The organism is Gordonia gummivorans (assembly GCF_022513585.1).
In the GTDB taxonomy this organism is placed as follows: domain Bacteria; phylum Actinomycetota; class Actinomycetes; order Mycobacteriales; family Mycobacteriaceae; genus Gordonia.
In genome coordinates, this window is sequence record NZ_JAKWBF010000006.1 from 16897 (window position 1) to 35668 (window position 18772).

Here is an 18772-nt window from a genome sequence, read left to right on the forward strand (position 1 = left end):
GCGTCACGTTCGGCGGGAACGCGATGACTGGTGACGGAGATCGGGCCCGTCCGCTTCGGGATACACCCGGATGACCACGATCCGCGGTTGGCTCAGCGAGGTGCTACCGACACTCTGTGTCCTGTTGGAGAATCTGTGTGCTGCAGCACCCAGTTGACCCGATTCGACACAGGGTGTGGCCGCCACGAGCGGAGTCTCAGCCGACGGCCCTCACGTCCCGATCGACGGCTCGGCTCCGGGGCAGTACAGCCATTGGTTGTTCTCCTTGAGCAGCCGGGCATTCGCCGGTTCCGACGCTGTGCGCCGGGTGCCCTCTTCGACGTGGACGAGCATGCGTGTCTGCGCGAAGTCGCCGTCGATCTGGGTCGCGAGCAGCGATTCGATGATGATGTTGCCCGGCTTGCTGGGCAGCGTCACTTGGCTGCGGTTCTGGCTGCAGACGGCGGCCTTCATGCGCGTGAGGTCCCGGGCGTTTCCGGCCGTCACATAGTTCTGCATCGCGACCTGAATCGCAGCGACTTCGGTCGGATCTCCGCCGCTGGGCGGGGTCGTGGAGTCGGGCGTCGAATACGTCGAATAGGGCGAATCGGTTGTCGTGGTGTCCGACGTGGTCTGCGTCGTCGACGCCGCGGCAGGCGTGTCGTCGCCCGATGAGTTCGATTTGACGATCAGCGTCACCACCAGGCCGGCGATCGCGAGGACCGCGATGACGCCGCACACGATGGCCGCGATGGTGCCCCCGTTGCCGCCCCCGTTCGGGGGCCGACCGGGACCCGGTGGGGAATAGCCGGGACCTGGACCGAACTGGCCGGGTCCAGGCGGTCCCGGCGGCCCGTAAGGCGTTGCCGCAGGACCGTACTGGCCGGCCGGACCGGTCGTCGGCGGTTGCAGCGGACCCGGGCCGGACAGACCTGGAAAACCCCCGGTCGGCGGCCCGACCGGATGCGAACGCGGACCGGGAGGCGGCCCTGCGCGACCACCCGGTGGCGGCGGCTGAAACGTCATGGGTACTCCTGCGCTGAAGTCATTGTTTCCAGGCTATCCAAGCGACGGGGGGCCGTTACCGCACGGTCATTCGGGTAGCAGAAGTCGTGCCAAGATCGAGATGTCGCCACCGTCGAATTCGGTCCACGGCGAACGCCAGGACGTGCTCGCCAGACCGCGGTAGACCGCGTCGACCCGACGTTGGAGGTCGGCGTCGCGCTCGTAGTGATCGCGTGCGCGAGTCGCGTCGGCGTCGGCCCGGGACTCGGCGCGTGCCATCGCGACCTCCGCGGGCACCCCGAGCAGGACCTGCCGGTCGGGCAGCGGTAATCCGAACCGCCCGAACTCGAGGTCGGCGACCCAGTGGACGACCTCACCATCGGCGTCCTGATGGAGCCGGGCAGCACTGTAGGCGGCATTCGACGCGACGTAGCGGTCGAGGATCACCACGTCGAATTCGCTTCGGGCAGAGCGGATCTCGTCGGCAGCGTCGGCACGGTCCAAAGCAAACAGCAGAGCCATCGCGTACACACTGTCGCGCAGGTCGCCGTGCTTGCCGTGCAGCGCCTCGGCTGCGATGTCGGCCGTCGCGGTACGGCCGTACCGAGGGAAGGTCAACTGCGCGACGCGTGCTCCGCGCGAGTGCCAGTGCTCGACCAGGCCGGTCACCAACGTGTTCTTGCCCGCCCCGTCGAGGCCCTCCACCGCGATCAGCTCGCCCACGACCTGCAGCATATAGAGCAGACCACCACAGCTGCCCGGCGCGTCGATCACCACGGTTGCATCACGGAAGTGTCACCATTGGTGCATGAAGCCGCGCATCCTTGTCGTCGACGACGACGCCGCTCTCGCCGAGATGCTGACGATCGTGTTGCGCGGGGAGGGCTTTGAACCGTTCGTCGTCGGTGACGGCACCCAGGCCCTGACCGCGGTCCGCGAGATCCGGCCCGACCTGGTGCTGCTGGACCTGATGCTGCCAGGCATGAACGGCATCGACGTGTGCCGCGTGCTGCGGGCCGACTCGGGCGTCCCGATCGTGATGCTGACCGCCAAGTCCGACACCGTCGACGTGGTGCTCGGCCTGGAGTCCGGCGCCGACGACTACATGGTCAAGCCGTTCAAGCCGAAGGAACTGGTCGCCCGCGTGCGTGCCCGGCTGCGTCGCACCGACGAAGAGCCGGCCGAACTGCTGTCCATCGGCCCGGTCGAGATCGACGTCCCCGCCCACAAAGTCACCCGCGAAGGCGTACCCATCTCGCTGACCCCACTCGAGTTCGACCTGCTGGTCGCGCTGGCCCGCAAGCCGCGTCAGGTCTTCACCCGGGACGTGCTCCTCGAACAGGTGTGGGGCTACCGCCATCCGGCGGACACTAGACTCGTCAACGTGCATGTCCAGCGGTTACGCGCCAAGGTCGAGACGGACCCGGAGAATCCCGAGGTCGTCCTGACAGTGAGGGGGGTCGGCTACAAGGCCGGCCCGCCGTGATCGGGAGACCTCGGCGACGCGTCAACAGCACCTTCGGACGATTCACTCGCGCAGCGAGCAGCCTGGGCCGGGCCTTCGGTCACATCTGGCGGCGGTCACTGCAACTGCGTGTGGTGGTCTCGACGTTGGTGCTGTCTTTTGTCGTGCTCCTGATCTTGGGTTTTGTGCTCATCAGCCAGATCACCGACCGCCTGCTCGACGTAAAACTCACGGCCGCGACCGAGGAGGTCGACCGCGCACGCGTGGCCGTCGAACGCGACCTCTCCAGCGGCGACGGCAACATGTCGGTGCAGAACCGGCTGCGGCAGACACGCTCGTTGCTCACCGACCGTGATGTCGACACCGGCGAGAGTTCGGGTGCGGTCGGCACCTTCGACACCGTGCTGCTGGTGCCCGGGTCCGACGCCGACGGCGCTCCGCCGGGCGTCGGTCCGACGTCGGAGATACCGCAAACGCTGCGGGACATGGTGCAGGGCGGTCAGGTCGCCTACCAGTACACGTCGGTCCCCACCGGGAGTGGCGGTTCGGAACCGGCACTCATCATCGGCTCGCCGACCAACGCGTCGGTTCCCGGTCTCGAGCTGTATCTCGTCTTCCCGCTGACCAACGAACAGAACACCGTCGACCTGGTCCGCGGCACCCTGCTCACCGGTGGCCTGGTACTGCTCGGGTTGCTGGCGGCCATCGCGTGGCTGGTGTCGCGGCAGGTGGTGATCCCGGTGCGGTCGGCGTCGCGGATCGCGGTCCGGTTCGCCGACGGCCGCCTCAAGGAACGAATGCCGGTGCGCGGCGAGGACGACATGGCGCGCCTGGCGATGTCGTTCAACGACATGGCCGAGAGCTTGTCCAAACAGATCACGCATCTCGAAGAGTTCGGTGGTCTGCAACGGCAGTTCACCTCCGACGTCAGCCACGAGCTGCGCACGCCGCTGACGACGGTCCGGATGGCCAGCGACGTGCTCTACGACGGCCGCGACGAACTCGACCCGGTGCGCAAGCGGTCGGTCGAGCTGCTCGACAAGGAGCTCGACCGGTTCGAGACGCTGCTCAACGAACTCCTCGAGATCTCCCGCCACGACGCCGGCATGGCGGAATTGGCGGCCGAACGCATGGACATGGCCATCCCGATCGATGCTGCACTGGCCACGGTCGGGCGCCTGGCCGAGGAGACCGGGACCGAGCTCATCCTCGACCTCCCCGCCGAACCGGTGATCGCCGAGATCGACCCGCGCCGCGTCGAACGCATCCTGCGGAATCTGCTGGCCAACGCCATCGACCACGGCGAACGCAAACCGGTGACGCTCACCATGCGCTCCGACGGTGATGCCGTGGCACTCACCGTCCGCGACCAGGGCATCGGCTTGCGGCCCGGCGAAGAGAAACTCGTGTTCAACCGGTTCTGGCGGTCGGATCCGTCGCGGTTCCGGCGGTCCGGCGGTACCGGTCTCGGTCTGGCGATCAGTATCGAGGACGCACGCCTGCACCAGGGACGTCTCGAGGCATGGGGCGAACCCGGCCGCGGCGCCTGTTTCCGCCTGACCCTGCCGCTGGTTCGTGGCCACAAGGTCCTGGGCAGTCCGCTGCCGCTCAAACCGGTCTCGAGCACCACCCGCACCACGGCCCGCACCGCCACGCGGACCTCGGGGGCGACCGATGACTAGGTCTCGTCTCATCGTCGTGACGATCCTGGCGATCGTCGGCGCGTTCCTCGCGGGCTGCGGCTCGATCCCGAACAACTCGTCGCCGCAGCCGATCAAGTCGTTCGAGCGGGAAGGCGCGACCGACGAGGTGCCGGTGCCCGAGCGCGACATGGACCCAGAGTCGCTGGTCCGCGCCTTCCTCAAGGCGACGGCGGCTCCGGAGAACGGTCATCGCGCAGCGCGGCGGTTCCTCACCCGCACGTCGTCCCAACAGTGGGACGACGGCGGCGACGCGGCCATCGTCGACGAGATCAGCATCTTCATCGACCAGCGCGACGAGGACTCGGTCAGGATGCGGCTCATCGGCGACAGCTACGGGACCCTGAGGTCCGACGGTCAGCTGGTGCCGGCGACCGGACGGATCGAGACCGCCATCAGCCTGGTGCTGGTCGCCGATCAGTGGCGCATCGACGGGCCGCTGCCCGACGAGATGTTGATCGATCGCGACCAGTTCGAGGCGTCGTATCGAGCGGTGTCGCTGTACTACACCGACCGCACCGGACGCCGTCTCGTGCCCGATCCGCGCTGGTTGTATGCCGGCCAGAACAACGATCCGACGGCCCTGGTGAACCTGCTCATCGCGGGACCGTCGGCCGACCTCGCGTCGGCGGTGGCGACCGGCTTCCCTGAGGGCGCGGCGCTGCGGGGTCCGGTGGCGCCGCTGGCCGGTGGTGGCGTGCGCATCGAGCTCACCGGGATCACCACCCAATCGGTTCGAGACCGGACAGTGCTTGCGGCGCAGATCATCTGGACGCTCGCCGGCGCCAACGTGCCGGGCCCGTACGTCATCAACGCCGACGGCGGGGCGCTCGTGGCCGAACGCGCGTCGGGCTGGCAGACGACCGATGTGAAGGCCTTCGATCCGACGCTGATCCCGGCCACCGACGTCGGACTCAACATCATCACGGGTGGGTCGCTCCTGGCCGTCACGAACACCGGAACGGTGCCTGTCGCCGGGTCGCTCGGAGCGAGCCGAGCGGTGGCGTCCGCGTCGATCTCCCCGGATGGTCGTCGGGTCGCGGCGGCTCTCAACCGCGTCGGACCCGGTCCGCGGATGGAGTTCATGGTCGGCGACTACGGCACCAATCCGACCCAGGTGAGCACCGGCGCGTCGATCACCCGCCCGTCGTTCGGGGGAGACGCCGACACGGTGTGGGTGGTCGTCGACGGCCGGCCGATGCGCTGGACGCGCGACGCGGACGGCACCTCGATGGCGGAGGTCAACGCCGCCGCCATCCCCGCGGTGGCCCGCGGCCCGATCAACGAACTGCAGGTGGCCCCGGACGGGGTGCGGGTCGCGCTGCTGGTCGGCGGGCAAGTGCTGTTCGCGGTGGTGTCGACCAACGCCGACGGCGAGGTGTCACTGACCAGCCCACGCATCGCGGCCTACAACATCGGCAACCGGGCGGTGTCGCTGGACTGGGCGTCGCCGACGACGCTGATGGTCGCCCGGGAGGCGCCCGAATCCCCGGTGGTGCAGTTGTCGATCAATGGCACGCCTGCGGTCGGGCTGCTCAGCGGAAACCTCTCACCGCCGGTGCGGGCTGTCGTGGCCAACCCGACCACCGTTTATGCCGGTGACCAGCGCGGAGTGCTTCGTCTCGGCAGTACCAACGGGCAACCCGATCAGTACTGGACCGAGGTGGAGCCCGCGATGACACCGGGCGCGATTCCGGTCCTCCCGTAACCGTCGAAACCGATCCGCCGACGGTATGTCAGGTGCGACGATGCCAAGCATGACGTCGTCAACGCGAATCACCAGGCTCTCGTCGGACTTGTCGCGGCTGGGCCGGGAGTCGGAGATGCTCGACGCGATCGTCTCGATGATGAGCGCCGAACGCCTGGCCGCCCCGACCGCCGCCGGCACGCCGCGCTCCGAGGTCATCGGCCGGCTCGCCGACGACGGCTTCGCCCTGGCCGCGGCGGTCCGCTCAGCCCTCGGGGATTCGTCGCCGGGTGAGGGGTCGGTGTCAGACGACGTGTGTGCCCGCTTCCGCGAGGCGCATCGTGCGTTCTCCGACGCCGCGGCCGGATTGGGATCGGCGGCGCCCGACACGGTGGTCGCCTACGCGGACCTCGACCTTGCGCCCGGCGAGGTGGTACCCCAGCGCATCGCCGAAGTCGTTCTCGCCCACGACGCCCTGGACTCGGTGTGGACCATCGACGAAGCCGACCCGGACTCGGTGCTCGACGCACTGGACGCCATGGTCCGACGCCTCGAGCGGAGCGACGACATCCCACCGATCACGCTCGCGACCCTCGAGGGTGACCGGTGGGAGCTGTCCGGCGGTGGTCAGCGCATCTACGGAACCCGCGAGAGCCTCGCCCAATGGCTGGCCCGCGGCGTCGAAGGTGTCGACATCGAGGGCGAGGACCCGCAACTGCCGCGGTGGCACTGAGCCCCCGCCGGTGGCGCCACGATCACGCCGGAACGGCCGCCGCGACCGGTGTGTATTTCTCCCGGCGGATCAACCGTCCGGCCATCCGGCGCCGCTTGCACGCCTTGACGCCGGCGTCGACCATCGCGGGCGGCCCGCACAGGTAGGCGGAATATCCGCGCAGCGAGTCGAAGTCCTCGACGAGGACATCGCCCACGTATCCGCGCCGCCCGAATCCGTCCTCGCGGCTCAGGCACGGCGTGTATCGCATCCCGGGATGTCGGGCGGCGAGCGACTGCCAGAAGTCGACGTCGTAGAGGTCACCGCGGGTGCGCACACCGTGATAGAGGTGGACCTCGCGTGCGGAGTCCAGCTCGAGTGCTTGCAGCGCAATCGCTTTCAACGGCGCGAGGCCGGTGCCGCCGCCGAGCAGGATGATCGGGCCGTCGTGGTCGGGGTCGTGGACGAAGTCACCCCACGGTCCGCGGATCGCGATCGAGTGACCGTGTTCGAGAGAGTCGAAGATCCATCGATCGGTGGCCAGCCCGCCGTCGACCCGACGGATGTGGAATTCGAGTGAACCTCCGTCGCCGGGCGGGTTGGCCATCGAGTACTGCCGTACCTCGTCGGTGCCCGGGACCGTGAACTCGACGTACTGGCCGGCCGAATACTCGAGCGGTTGGTCGAGGTCCACGGTCACCGTGACGGTGTCGTCGGCGACCGACTCGATCCCGCTGACGATTCCCGCGACATCGCGCAGCAGGTGTCCGGGACCGCTCGCGGCATCGAGTGGCACTTCGATGCGGGTGTCCGACCGCGGCGTCGACTGGCAGGCGAGCACGAATCCGTTGGTTTGCTCCTCCGGCGAAAGCACGGTGTCCGACGGGGGCGGCGCATCCACGGTCCCGCACAACACCTTGACCTTGCAGGTCCCACACGTGCCCTGATTGCACGAGTTCGGCAGGTAGACGCCGTTGCGCAGGAAGGCGTCGAGCAGCCGCTGATCGTCGGCGCACCGCACGGTCTGCGTCGAGGACCCGACGACCTCCACGGAATGGGACGTGTCCATCGGTCAGACCTCCCAGGTCACGTGCAGCGACGTCGGGCCGCGGAATCCCCAGCCCCAGAATTCGACATCGGCGCTGGTGTCGCGTTCGAGATTCGGGATCGAGTCGAACAGTTCTTCCAGACCGATCCGGCAGACGTGGTTGGCGAAGTAGATGCCCGCGCACGCGTGGTTGCCCGCGCCGAACGCCAGATGCGGCAGCGGCGGCCGGGTCAGGTCGTAGGCCGACGGCGCGTCGTAGACGGTGTTGTCGTGATTGGCCGACCCGTACGACATCAGCACCACCGATCCTTCCGGCAGTGACACGCCGGCCACCTCGACGTCGGTGGTGCTGATGCGGGCGGTCGCCGACCAGATCGGCGACGTCCAGCGCATGCCCTCAGAGATCGCGCGCGGGATCAAGCCCGGTTCGTCGACCGCCATCTCCAGCTGCTCGGGCCGGCTGAACAACCCCACCAGCGTCGACGCCATCGCGTGGCCGGGTTCCTGCATGGCGCCGAGCAGGTAGACGTACAACGTGGGATAGATGTACTCGCGATCGCGGGTCTTGCCCGGTTCCATCCCGTCGTGGAGCCAGTGGCTGATCGCGCTGTCGTCGGGGTGTTCGATCCAGTGGTCGATCTTGGGGTCGACGATGGCGCGGATCTCGGCCTTCGCCTCGTCGCCCTCGGTGAATCCCTCGGGGTTGGCGAACTCGCCGTTCTCGTCGACCGCCGCGTTGGTGAACGACCGCGACAGCTTGTGGAACCACTCGCGCAGTTTGTCCGAGCTGACGTCCTGAAGTCCGAGCAGGTCGCCGAGCGCGCGCACCGACACCGGTTCGCAGTACTGCGCGACGAGCTCGGCCCGACCCTCGTCCTCGAACTCCTCGAGATAGCGGCGCGCGATGGGACGGACCAGGTCGTCGATCCAGCGGTCGACCTCCTGCGGCTGCAACGCGGGATCGACCATCGAGCGCAGATCGTCGTGGATGGGGCCGTTGACGCCGATCACCGCCGGATGCCCGAAGGTCCGACCACCGGCCTTGGTGATGATCGCCTCGAAGTCGGGGCTGGTGGCGATCTCCCGGCAGACCTCGGCGGTGCTGGCCACATACGAGCCCAGGACCGGGACGTAGGCGAGTGGGGCTTCTGCGCGCAGACGCTCGTAGACGGGGTATGGGTTGCGTTCCAGCTCGGTCATGGTGATGTCGTCGAGCCAGGAGATGGTCGCGGTCATGGTGTTCGACTCCTTCGTGTGTGGACCACATCGGCTGTGGTGGGGTCAGACGCTAGGGCCGCGGACACCGCGCGATCGACACCGATTGCGCGGAGGCGGTACACATCGCGCGAAAGAGTTGTGATCTGCATCGCATCGACGACCATCGATGCGGTAGAACACAGATACGTCGGTAAGCCCACCGGCGGAAGCCGGCCCAATCAACCGGGTCGCACTGGGAGATCTGAACTACCGATGTCCACACCGAGCAGCCTCGTCGGAACCCAGGATTGGGACACCGCTCACCGCGCGGTCGCCGACGCCTACTTTCCGCACGAGCTCGCCGCGCTCGACGGTCGTGCCGACGTCGACCTGACGATGCGGACGGTCGAGCTCGACGGCGTGACCATCGGGCGGCTTCGGTGGGGGACAGCGGTCTCCATCGCCTGCGAATATCCGAGCGCGTACGAGGTGAACATCCCGCTGTCCGGGCGTCTGCATTCGCGCGCCGGGCACGGCGAGCTGGTCTCGACCCCGGGCACCGGCACCGTCTTCACCGCCGACCGGGAATCGCTCATCACCAACTGGACGGCGGACTGCCAGGTCATCGGGGTCAAGTTCGACGCGGAGTACCTGGAACGCGAAGCCGACCGCGTCCTCGCGGCGCCACTGCGGCGTCGGCTGACGTTGCCCGACCAGATCAACCTCGAAACCGACGACGGCGCATCGTGGTTCGGGCTCGTCAAGGCGTTGTCGGCGCAGGTGCGCGAGCCGGGTGACCTGCTGGCCAACCCGCTCGTCGGACCGCAACTCGCCAGCGCCGTGACCACCGCCTTCCTGCTGTCGGTGTCCGACGCTGCGCCCGACGACGTCGGGCGACTGCGGCCCGGGATGGTCAAGCGCGTGCTCGACGCGTTGCACGACGATCCCGCCCGGCCGTGGTCGCTCGCCGACATGGCGGGTCTCGCCGGAGTGAGCGTTCGCAGGCTGCAAGAGGCATTCGCGGAGTTCGAGGAGACCACGCCGACCCGCGCGCTCGCCGACATCCGGCTCGAGCGGGCGGGCGCCGACCTCGAACGCGGCGGTGTCACCGTGGCCGACGTCGCCGCCCGTTGGGGGTTCAGCAGTCCGAGCCGGTTCGCGAGCGCCTATCGCCGCCGGTTCGGGGTGAGTCCCTCCTCGGTGCTGCGGGGGTGAGCCACGGTGGCCTCACGCCGCCGCGATCACCACAGCCGCCGCCACCTCGACCCCGACCGACGCCAGCACGTGCACCGATTCGGCGACCGTCGCACCGGTGGTCAGCACATCGTCGACCAGGATGACCGAAGACCCCGGACCCGGGCGTCGGGCGCTTGCCCTCAGTTGCACCGCGCCGCGCAGGTTGCGCGCCCGGTCTCGGGCGTCGAGGCCCGCGGAGTCCCGCGCGGCGCCCGCGGTGACGAGCATCGGTGCCACCGAGACGCGGGAGCCGAGCGCCTGTGCGGTGCGGGTGGCGATGGCCGACACGGGGTCGCCGCCGCGGCGTCGAGCCGACAGGGTGCGCGTGGGCGCGGGTACGAGGTGTAATCGCGGGGCGTCCGGGAGTTCGCCCCAGCGGGCGAGGGTGCGCATCGCGCGAGCGACCGACGACCCCAGGGGAATCACCAGGTCCCGTCGGCCGTGCTCCTTCAGCGCCAGAATCGCCTGCCGGTGCGGACCCCGGTATCGGCCGAGCGCCCATACCGGGATGCCCGGCGGCACTCGTGGTCGGCACAAGACGGGGTCGTCGGCCAGGCGTGCCGAGCACCGCGCGCACCACCGGCTACCCGGTCGGGTGCATCCGCCGCAGGTCACCGGCAGCACGAGGTCGGCGCCGGCGCGAAGTACACCGGACGCGCGTTGCGCGGCGCTCCCTGCCATGGATGCGACGGTAGGGCCCGTCGCCGGTTGGTCGGCGGAAGTGGAGCGATTCGACGATCGAACTGTGGACAGGTCCCGGTTTGTGAGGGCTTTCATCGTCCACGGTTGTCGACAAAACCCCGCGGTGGGTCGCCGACTCGACGGCGACACCCTTCTGAGCTGGGGAAGCACGATGGCGTCGTGCCGCAAAATCTAGGGGAAGAAGTTTCTTCCGCGAGGTTCATAGTCGTCCCCCAGAATTATCTGGGGGAGGACTCCAAGGGTAGGGGAGGAAGTTTCGTCCCCTAGATTTTGTGGGCACATGAGCCTGGGCGTCACGTTCGGTGGAACGCGACGGCCGACGACCGGTGACTGAGATCGGGCCTGTCAACGTCCGCTTCCGGGACATACCCGGACGACCATCGTCAGGGGCCCGATCCTGGCCACCAGCCCCGACCCCCAACCCTTCCCGGTGATCCGACGAGTTCGGTATCCAGTCGCTGACCGAAGGTAGAGGTCCCGTGTTCGGAGCGCGACGAATCGCTGACATGGGACCAAGGACCCGAGTTTCAAATCACGCCGCGCAAGGGCCCGCGAAACGTGGCCGGGAGGCAAACGACCGACTACGGTCAGAGGTAGAGCAGGTTGCCGGCGGGGGGCTGTTGTCCCCGCGGAGGCAACGATTGCGACGGCGCGGTAGGAGGTGTTGCCCCTGCGTATGGATGCCAGCCGCTCGGCTGGCATGGCCACGATCCCCGGTAACGACGAATTTGTCAGTGCGACAACAGATCACGACGCTTCGATCGCCGCCGGGTGAACCACTCTGGAGGTAGTTGAATGTCAACAGTCATCCACCGTAAGGGCCAGCGCGAATCAAAGGTCGGCGACGCCCGGCCACCCGAGGAGACCTCGGCCGCCGAGCCCACCCGGACCGAAGATCCCTTCGATCCCAAGTTCGCCTACGTCCGTCCGCCCAGTTCGGACGGCGCCGACGAACCCGCCGAACCCACCGCGAAGGTCGTGTTCGCCGGCCGCAACGTCGAGATCCCAGACCACTACCGCATCTATGTGGGCGACAAGCTCGCCCGCCTCGAGCGGTTCGATCCCAGCATCTTCCGTTTCGACGTCGAGCTGAACCACGAACGCAACCGTCGGCAATCCAAGATCTGCCAGCAGGTAGAGGTCACCGCGACCGGCAAGGGGCCGATCGTCCGCGCGCAGGCCAGTGGTGAGAACTTCTACGCCGCACTCGAAGGCTCCCTGGACAAGCTGGAGTCGAGGCTGCGCCGCGCCAAGGACCGTCGGCGCGTGCACCACGGCAACCGGCGACCCATCTCGGTGGCCGAGGCGACCGAGATCGGCGCACCGCCGTTGCGCGACGATCAGCTGTCGGTGGACGGCTTCGTCGGCGATCCGGGTGAGGTGGAGAAGGTCACCGAAAAGACCTGGGACGACGGTGTTTCCGAGCACGAGCCCGGTCAGGTGGTCCGCGTCAAGGAACACGCTGCGGTGCCGATGACGGTGGATGACGCGCTCTACGAGATGGAACTCGTCGGGCACGATTTCTTCCTCTTCCACGACAAGGAAACCGACAAGCCATCGGTGGTGTACCGCCGCCACGCATTCGACTACGGACTCATCCGTCTCGCCTGCGACGGGTAGGCGACCCCGTCTCGGATGTCTGATCGACTCCGATCAGCATTCGCTCAGGGGGCCTCGGTACCATGGGATCCGGCCTGCGCGCACGCGTAGGCCGGATTTCGTATGTTGGCGACATAGTGAGGGACTCGATCCACGGTGCTGAACAAGCTGCTGCGCGTCGGTGAAGGCCGAATGGTCAAGCGACTCGATGCGATCGCTTCGCACGTCGAGGCGCTGTCGGATGAGACAGAGGCGCTGACCGACGCCGAACTGAAGGCCAAGACCGACGAGTTCAAAGAACGGCACGCCGACGGCGAGTCGCTCGACGAGCTTCTGCCCGAGGCGTTCGCCGTCGCCCGCGAGGCCGCCTGGCGCGTGCTCGACCAGAAGCACTTCCACGTGCAGATCATGGGCGGCGCGGCGCTGCACTACGGCAACATCGCCGAGATGAAGACAGGTGAGGGCAAAACCCTCACCTGTGTGCTCCCGGCCTACCTCAACGCACTCTCGGGTGACGGCGTGCACGTCGTCACCGTGAACGACTATCTCGCCAAGCGCGACTCCGAATGGATGGGCCGCGTCCACCGTTTCCTCGGCCTCGAGACCGCCGTCATCCTCACCGGCATGAGCCCCGACCAGCGTCGTGTCGCCTACGCCGCCGACATCACCTACGGAACCAACAACGAGTTCGGCTTCGACTACCTGCGCGACAACATGGCGCATTCGCTGGAGGATCTTGTCCAGCGCGGCCACAACTTCGCCGTCGTCGACGAGGTCGACTCCATCCTCATCGACGAGGCCCGCACCCCGCTGATCATCTCGGGTCCGGCCGAGGGGTCGAGCAAGTGGTACGTCGAGTTCGCGCGGATCGCTCCGCTGCTCGAGCGCGACGAGCACTACGAGGTCGACATCAAGAAGAAGACGATCGGCGTGCACGAGGCCGGCGTCGAATTCGTCGAGGACCGTCTCGGCATCGACAATCTCTACGAGGCCGCCAACTCGCCGCTGGTCAGCTACCTGAACAACGCGATCAAGGTCAAAGAACTCTTCCACCGCGACAAGGACTACATCGTCCGCAACGGTGAAGTGTTGATCGTCGACGAGTTCACCGGTCGCGTGCTCGACGGCCGCCGGTTCAACGAGGGTCTGCACCAGGCCATCGAGGCCAAAGAGGGCGTCGAGATCAAGGCCGAGAACCAGACGCTTGCCACCATCACGCTGCAGAACTACTTCCGCATGTACGACAAGCTCTCCGGCATGACGGGTACCGCCGAGACCGAGGCGGCCGAGTTCGACCAGATCTACAAGCTGGGCGTGCTCCCGATCCCCACCAACAAGCCGATGATCCGCAAGGACCAGACCGACCTCATCTACAAGACCGAAGAGGCCAAGTTCGCGGCCGTGGTCGACGACATCACCGAACGCTACGAGGCCGGCCAGCCGGTGCTCATCGGTACCACCAGCGTCGAGCGTTCCGAGTATCTGTCGCGTCAGCTCAAGAAGCGCGACATCCCGCACAACGTGCTCAACGCCAAGTTCCACGAGCAAGAAGCCCAGATCATCGCCGAGGCCGGCCGTAGTGGCGCCATCACGGTGGCCACCAACATGGCCGGTCGTGGTACCGACGTGGTGCTCGGCGGCAACCCCGACATCATCGCCGACACCCGTCTGCGCAAGGCCGGACTCGACCCGGTGCACACCCCCGACGAGTACGAGGCCGCCTGGGAAGAGGCCATCGAACTCGCCCGTAAGGAAGCCGCCGAGGAAGCCGAAGAGGTCCGCGACGCCGGCGGACTCTACGTCCTCGGCACCGAACGCCATGAGTCGCGGCGCATCGACAACCAGCTGCGTGGACGGTCGGGTCGTCAGGGCGACCCCGGCGAATCGCGGTTCTACCTCTCGTTGGGCGACGAACTCATGCGGCGCTTCAACGGCGCTGCGCTCGAGGTCATCATGAATCGCGTCAACCTGCCCGACGACGTGCCGATCGAGGCCAAGATGGTCACCAAGGCCATCCGCAGCGCGCAGACCCAGGTCGAGCAGCAGAACTTCGAGGTTCGTAAGAACGTCCTCAAGTACGACGAAGTGATGAACGAGCAGCGCAAGATCATCTACGGCGAGCGCCGCGAGATCCTCGAGGGCGAGGATCACGGCGAGCAGGTCAAGCAGATGATCGACGACGTCGTCGGCGCCTACGTCGACGGCGCGACCGAAGAGGGTTACGCCGAGGACTGGGATCTCGACGAGCTGTGGAGCGCGCTGCGCACGCTGTACCCGATCGACCTCGATCCCAAGGAAGTTGTCGGGGAGACCGAATACGGTGAGCGCGACGACATCTCGGCCGAGGAACTGAAGGAGACCCTCGTCGAGGACGCGCGCGCGGCGTACGACAAGCGCGAGAAGTCGATCGACGAACTCGCCGGCGAAGGCGCCATGCGTCAGCTCGAACGCAGCGTCCTTCTCGGCGTGCTCGACCGCAAGTGGCGCGACCACCTCTACGAGATGGACTACCTGCGCGAGGGCATCCACCTGCGCTCGATGGCTCAGCGCGACCCGGTGGTCGAGTACCAGCGCGAAGGTTTCGACATGTTCAGCGGCATGCTCGAAGGGCTCAAGGAAGAGACCCTCGGCATCCTCTACAACGCCCAGGTCCAGACCCAGCCCGCCGAGCAGCCGCCGCTGCCGTCGGCCGCGGCGCTGCGCGAAGCGGTCCGCGGTGCTTCCGCCGAATCGGGTACCGCAGCACCGGACCTGAGCAAGAAGGCGCCCGCCGCTCTGCGGGCCAGCGCGGCCGAGAACGACGATGTCCCGATGACCTTCTCCGGACCCAGCGAGGGCGGCGGAACCGAGATCCATTCCGAGGACGAGGAACTCGCCGATCCCGCGGTCGAATCCGCGAGCCGGCGCGAACGTCGTGCCGCCGCCCGCGCGAACGCCAAGAGCAGCCGACCCAAGCCACCGAAGTCCCGCAAGAAGCGCTGACCACCTGGCTCTGAGCCGCGAAGCCTCCACCGCTCCTGAGGTGCCGTCCGCTCCCTGAGGTGACTTTCGCTCCTGAGGTGTGTCTTCCGCTCCCTGAGGTGCCCGAGGCGCCAGCCGAGGGCCTCGAAGGGCTGGTGAGCCGACAATGTCATCTCACCAGGGGTAATCGCGGCTTCGGTGAAAGTCTCGGAACTTTTTTTCGCAGAAGAGGGAACCGGATCGGTACCTGCTGCGTCCGATCTTGTATGGAGACCCGAATCCGCATTCAGCCGGCACCCCCGTACGAGCACACCGGAGCGATGGTCGGCGTTGTCGACGCACCGGTCCGTCGACCCAAACCCGCTCGACCCAAACCCGCTGCGCCCGCCCGCAGCGCGATGGTGACGGCGACCCGGGAGGCCAGACAGTTCGCCATTCTGTCCGCGCGGATGATCTTCGAGGTGATCGACCGCCGACGCGGTATCGCTCAGCTGGGCGGCATGGTATCGCCCGCGATCGTGGAGCAGGTGTCGGTTCTCTTGCGCCACAACGTGCTCCGATCGTCCGATCCCACCGTCGGGACGGCGTTGCAACGGGTCCACGTGCAGTTGCGTGACACCAGCACGGCGGAGGTGTTCGGTTCCTTCGCCGTCGGCGGTCGGGTCCGCGCATTCGCCGGCCGCGCCCAGCGCCTACCGTGCCGCCTTCGGTCCAACGGGCCCGCGCAACCAGGCCGGCTCGGGAAGGTCGAATACCGCTGGCAGCTGGTCGAGTTCACGCTTGCGTGAGTGGCCCACTCACAGACCCGCACCCGACGGCGACACCAGGATCTTCACGGCCGTCTCGTTGCGGTGGATCAGGGTCTCGAATCCCTCGTCGATGAGGTGGTCGAGCCCGATGCGGCCGGTCACGAACGGCGCGAGATCCACCTTGCCGCTCTCGACGAGGTCGATGACGGCGGGATGGCTGTTGACGTAGGCGATCGTCCCGCGCATGTCGATCTCCTTGAGCACCAGCTTCTGCATCTCCACGCTGCCGGGGTGGCCCCAGATCGACACGACCACCAGCACTCCGGTCGGCTTCAACGCGTCGAACAGGGTGTCCAGTGCGGGCTGCACCGAGGTGCATTCGAAACCGACGTCGGCTCCGTGTCCTTCGGTGAGTTCGTTGACGCGCGCGACGACGTCATCGGCCGTGGGGTCCAGGACGTGGTCGGCAACCTTGGTGTCCAAGGCCTTTTGGCGCCGCAACGAACTGGGCTCGCTGATGACGGTGGTGAGCCCTTCGGCCTTGCAGACCGCCGCAGTGAGCAGTCCGATCGGGCCGGCGCCGGTGATGAGCGCGGTGTCGCCGGCAGAGGCGCCGCTGCGCTGGAAAGCGTGGAACCCGACCGACAGCGGTTCGATCAGTGCCGCCTCGTCGAGTGGCACCTTCTTCGAAACGCGGTGTACCCAGCGCCGTTTGACGACGATCTTCTCCGCGAGACCGCCACCGCAACCGCCGAGCCCGATGAAGTTCATGTCTGCCGACAGGTGATAGTCGTGGCTGTGGGGTCCGGTGTCGACATCGTCGCGGATGATGTACGGCTCCACCACCACGTGGTCGCCGACCGCGACGCCGTCCACGCCGTCACCGACGGCGTAGACCACACCCGACATCTCATGACCGAGCGTCACCGGCGCGCTCTCGTGGCTGATCGGCTGCGGATGCCCGGCCGGCGGGATGAAAATGGGGCCGTCGGAGTACTCGTGTAGGTCGGTGCCACAGATGCCGCACCATGCGACGTCGATCCCGACCGTCCCGGGTACCACCTCCGGCTCGGCGATGTCCTCGATGCGGATGTCTCCCCGGTCGTAATAGCGTGCCGCGCGCATGGCAACTCCTTCGGTGATCACCGCGTCGATGTCGGACGCCGATGTCCGGCGGCGGTACATCGAGCACACCCGCCCGTCGATGACCCCGCAACAGTTGCACCGGGTTGCAACTGGCGACCCACTAGGATCAGGCAGGTGGTCAACCGTCTCTCTCCGCGCGACGCGATGTTCTACTTCCTCGACGAGTCGCGTACGACCACCCACCTCGGTGCGTTGCTCATCGTGACACCGGAGCGGGCGACGGCAACGTCCGACGACGCCGACGCATCACACCCGCCCCGGCCGGCGCTGGACTACTCGAATCTGGTCACGCTGGTGGAGAACCGGCTGCAACTCGTGCCTCGGTATCGGCAGGTGGTGCGTGAGGTGACACTCGGCCTGGCGCGGCCGGTGTGGGTCGACGACCGTGACTTCGACATCAACTTCCACATCCGACGCTCCGGCCTGCCACGTCCGGGTGGTCCTGCCGACCTCGCCGACCTCATCGCCCGGGTGATGTCGCGCCCGCTCGACCGCACCCGGCCGCTGTGGGAGATGTACCTCATCGAGGGGCTGGCCGACGGCAAGCTCGCGATCCTCACCAAATCGCACCGCTGCCTGCTCGACGACGACGGCGGCAACGAGATCAGCGAGGTCATCTGCGACGAGGGGCCCGAGTCGGTGCGGCTGCCCGAGGAACTGTGGATGCCAGGGTCGCCGCCCGGTGGCACGCGGCTGTTCGTCGGCGCGCTGGCCGAGGCGCTGTCGCGTCCGGGCGATCTCGTCGACACCGTCGTGAACGGCAACGGGCTCATCTCCGAGGCGAGAACGTCGGTGCGACGGATGGGCGCGCTCGTGCAGCAACTCACCGATTCGGCGCCGAGCAGCCCGCTGAACAACGGCGGAACCTCGACGCGGATGTTCACCACGGCGTCGGTGTCGCGGCGCGGCTGCGCAAAGGTGGCGCAGCGCTACGGGTGCACGGTGAACGACGTCGAGCTGGCGATCGTGTCGGGGGTGATGCGCCGGTGGTTGCTGTCCTTCGACCCCGCGGCGTCGATCTCCGACACCGTCCGCGTGGTGGTCCCGCTCTCCGCACGCGACCCCGGTGTGGAGCGCCAGATTGACACCGATCCCGGGTGGATATCCGTCGGGAAACCCAGCTTTGTGACGGATCTGCCGGTGGGAGAAGCGAATCCGGCGGTTCGGTTGGCGCAGGTGGCCGGGTTGGCGAATCGGTTCGCACAGTCGTCGCGGCGGGTCAGCCGCGGACCCCGACCGCTCTTCCCCGAACTGGGCGTCGTGCCGTTCCCGGAGTTCAGTTCGCGCGCATTCCGATCGCTCAACAGCCGCGCGTACAACGTGCCGATCGCGATGGGGTCGGCCCCGATCGCCGACCGCTTCCTGCTCGGTCACCGCGTGCAGGAGATGTACGCCGTCCCGATGCTGGTCACTCAGCGCGCGTTGGCCATCAGCATCGTGGAGTACGGCGACAACCTGCAGTTCGGTTTCATGTCCGACCGCGGCGTCATCGGCGACCTCCCGGCCATGGCCGACTATGTTGCCGAGTCCTACGACGAACTGGCCTCCACCACGTGACCGCTGACCGTGCGTCCCAAATCGTTGAC

At 67.5% G+C, this 18772-nt stretch carries 15 protein-coding genes; 9 read left to right on the forward strand and 6 right to left on the reverse strand.

The features are described from left to right. Positions 1–210: 210 nt before the first annotated feature. Entirely contained in the window at positions 211–1005 is a 795-nt protein-coding gene (locus MKW15_RS06305) for a hypothetical protein (RefSeq protein ID WP_240856738.1), read from the reverse strand. A 66-nt stretch (positions 1006–1071) separates the two neighbouring features. Further along, the gene (locus MKW15_RS06310; protein ID WP_240856739.1) at positions 1072–1707 is read right to left on the reverse strand and encodes a dTMP kinase; all 636 of its coding nucleotides are present in this window, start codon (positions 1705–1707) and stop codon (positions 1072–1074) included. 85 nt (positions 1708–1792) lie between these two features. Here MKW15_RS06310 and mtrA point away from each other — a divergent pair, with 85 nt between their 5' ends. Genes mtrA through MKW15_RS06330 form a run of 4 tightly spaced genes read left to right on the forward strand, consistent with a single transcriptional unit; the run spans position 1793 to position 6569 of the window. Further along, positions 1793–2470, forward strand: a complete 678-nt coding sequence (gene mtrA, locus MKW15_RS06315) for an MtrAB system response regulator MtrA (RefSeq protein ID WP_240856740.1) — start codon at positions 1793–1795, stop codon at positions 2468–2470. Beyond that, positions 2467–4131 (forward strand): MtrAB system histidine kinase MtrB, encoded by a 1665-nt coding sequence (mtrB, locus tag MKW15_RS06320; protein ID WP_308221017.1) that lies wholly within the window; start codon positions 2467–2469, stop codon positions 4129–4131. The genes mtrA and mtrB overlap by 4 nt, the downstream gene beginning before the upstream one ends. After that, positions 4124–5857, forward strand: a complete 1734-nt coding sequence (lpqB, locus tag MKW15_RS06325; protein WP_240856741.1) for an MtrAB system accessory lipoprotein LpqB — start codon at positions 4124–4126, stop codon at positions 5855–5857. The genes mtrB and lpqB overlap by 8 nt, the downstream gene beginning before the upstream one ends. A 49-nt stretch (positions 5858–5906) precedes the next feature. After that, positions 5907–6569 carry a hypothetical protein gene (locus MKW15_RS06330; RefSeq protein WP_240856742.1) on the forward strand — a complete coding sequence of 221 codons (663 nt, stop codon included), beginning with the start codon at positions 5907–5909 and terminating at the stop codon, positions 6567–6569. 22 nt (positions 6570–6591) lie between these two features. Here MKW15_RS06330 and MKW15_RS06335 read toward each other — a convergent pair whose 3' ends face one another. Then, complete coding sequence (locus MKW15_RS06335; protein WP_240856743.1) at positions 6592–7617, reverse strand: 2Fe-2S iron-sulfur cluster-binding protein; 1026 nt, start codon at positions 7615–7617, stop codon at positions 6592–6594. 3 nt (positions 7618–7620) lie between these two features. After that, positions 7621–8832 carry a cytochrome P450 gene (locus MKW15_RS06340; protein WP_240856744.1) on the reverse strand — a complete coding sequence of 404 codons (1212 nt, stop codon included), beginning with the start codon at positions 8830–8832 and terminating at the stop codon, positions 7621–7623. A 234-nt stretch (positions 8833–9066) separates the two neighbouring features. On the opposite strand from MKW15_RS06340, the gene MKW15_RS06345 reads away from it, so the two are divergent. Next, positions 9067–10008: an AraC family transcriptional regulator gene (locus MKW15_RS06345; RefSeq protein ID WP_240856745.1), complete on the forward strand. Its 942-nt coding sequence runs from the start codon at positions 9067–9069 to the stop codon at positions 10006–10008. Between the two features lie 12 nt (positions 10009–10020). Here the strand turns inward: MKW15_RS06345 and MKW15_RS06350 are convergent, their stop codons facing one another. Then, complete coding sequence (locus MKW15_RS06350; RefSeq protein WP_240856746.1) at positions 10021–10710, reverse strand: ComF family protein; 690 nt, start codon at positions 10708–10710, stop codon at positions 10021–10023. Positions 10711–11526: 816 nt separating this feature from the next. Here MKW15_RS06350 and hpf point away from each other — a divergent pair. From hpf to MKW15_RS06365, 3 genes are all read left to right on the forward strand, one after another. Next, positions 11527–12351, forward strand: coding sequence for a ribosome hibernation-promoting factor, HPF/YfiA family (gene hpf, locus MKW15_RS06355; protein ID WP_240856747.1), 825 nt, complete (start codon positions 11527–11529; stop codon positions 12349–12351). A 135-nt stretch (positions 12352–12486) separates the two neighbouring features. Continuing rightward, positions 12487–15312 carry a preprotein translocase subunit SecA gene (secA, locus tag MKW15_RS06360; RefSeq protein WP_240856748.1) on the forward strand — a complete coding sequence of 942 codons (2826 nt, stop codon included), beginning with the start codon at positions 12487–12489 and terminating at the stop codon, positions 15310–15312. Between the two features lie 245 nt (positions 15313–15557). Continuing rightward, positions 15558–16079: an Rv3235 family protein gene (locus tag MKW15_RS06365; RefSeq protein ID WP_240856749.1), complete on the forward strand. Its 522-nt coding sequence runs from the start codon at positions 15558–15560 to the stop codon at positions 16077–16079. A gap of 9 nt (positions 16080–16088) precedes the next feature. Here MKW15_RS06365 and MKW15_RS06370 read toward each other — a convergent pair whose 3' ends face one another. Beyond that, a complete protein-coding gene (locus MKW15_RS06370; protein ID WP_240856864.1) occupies positions 16089–17165 on the reverse strand; it encodes a 2,3-butanediol dehydrogenase in 1077 nt (358 codons plus the stop codon). A gap of 135 nt (positions 17166–17300) precedes the next feature. Here MKW15_RS06370 and MKW15_RS06375 point away from each other — a divergent pair, with 135 nt between their 5' ends. Further along, the gene (locus tag MKW15_RS06375) at positions 17301–18743 is read left to right on the forward strand and encodes a wax ester/triacylglycerol synthase domain-containing protein (protein WP_240856750.1); all 1443 of its coding nucleotides are present in this window, start codon (positions 17301–17303) and stop codon (positions 18741–18743) included. Positions 18744–18772 lie beyond the last annotated feature (29 nt).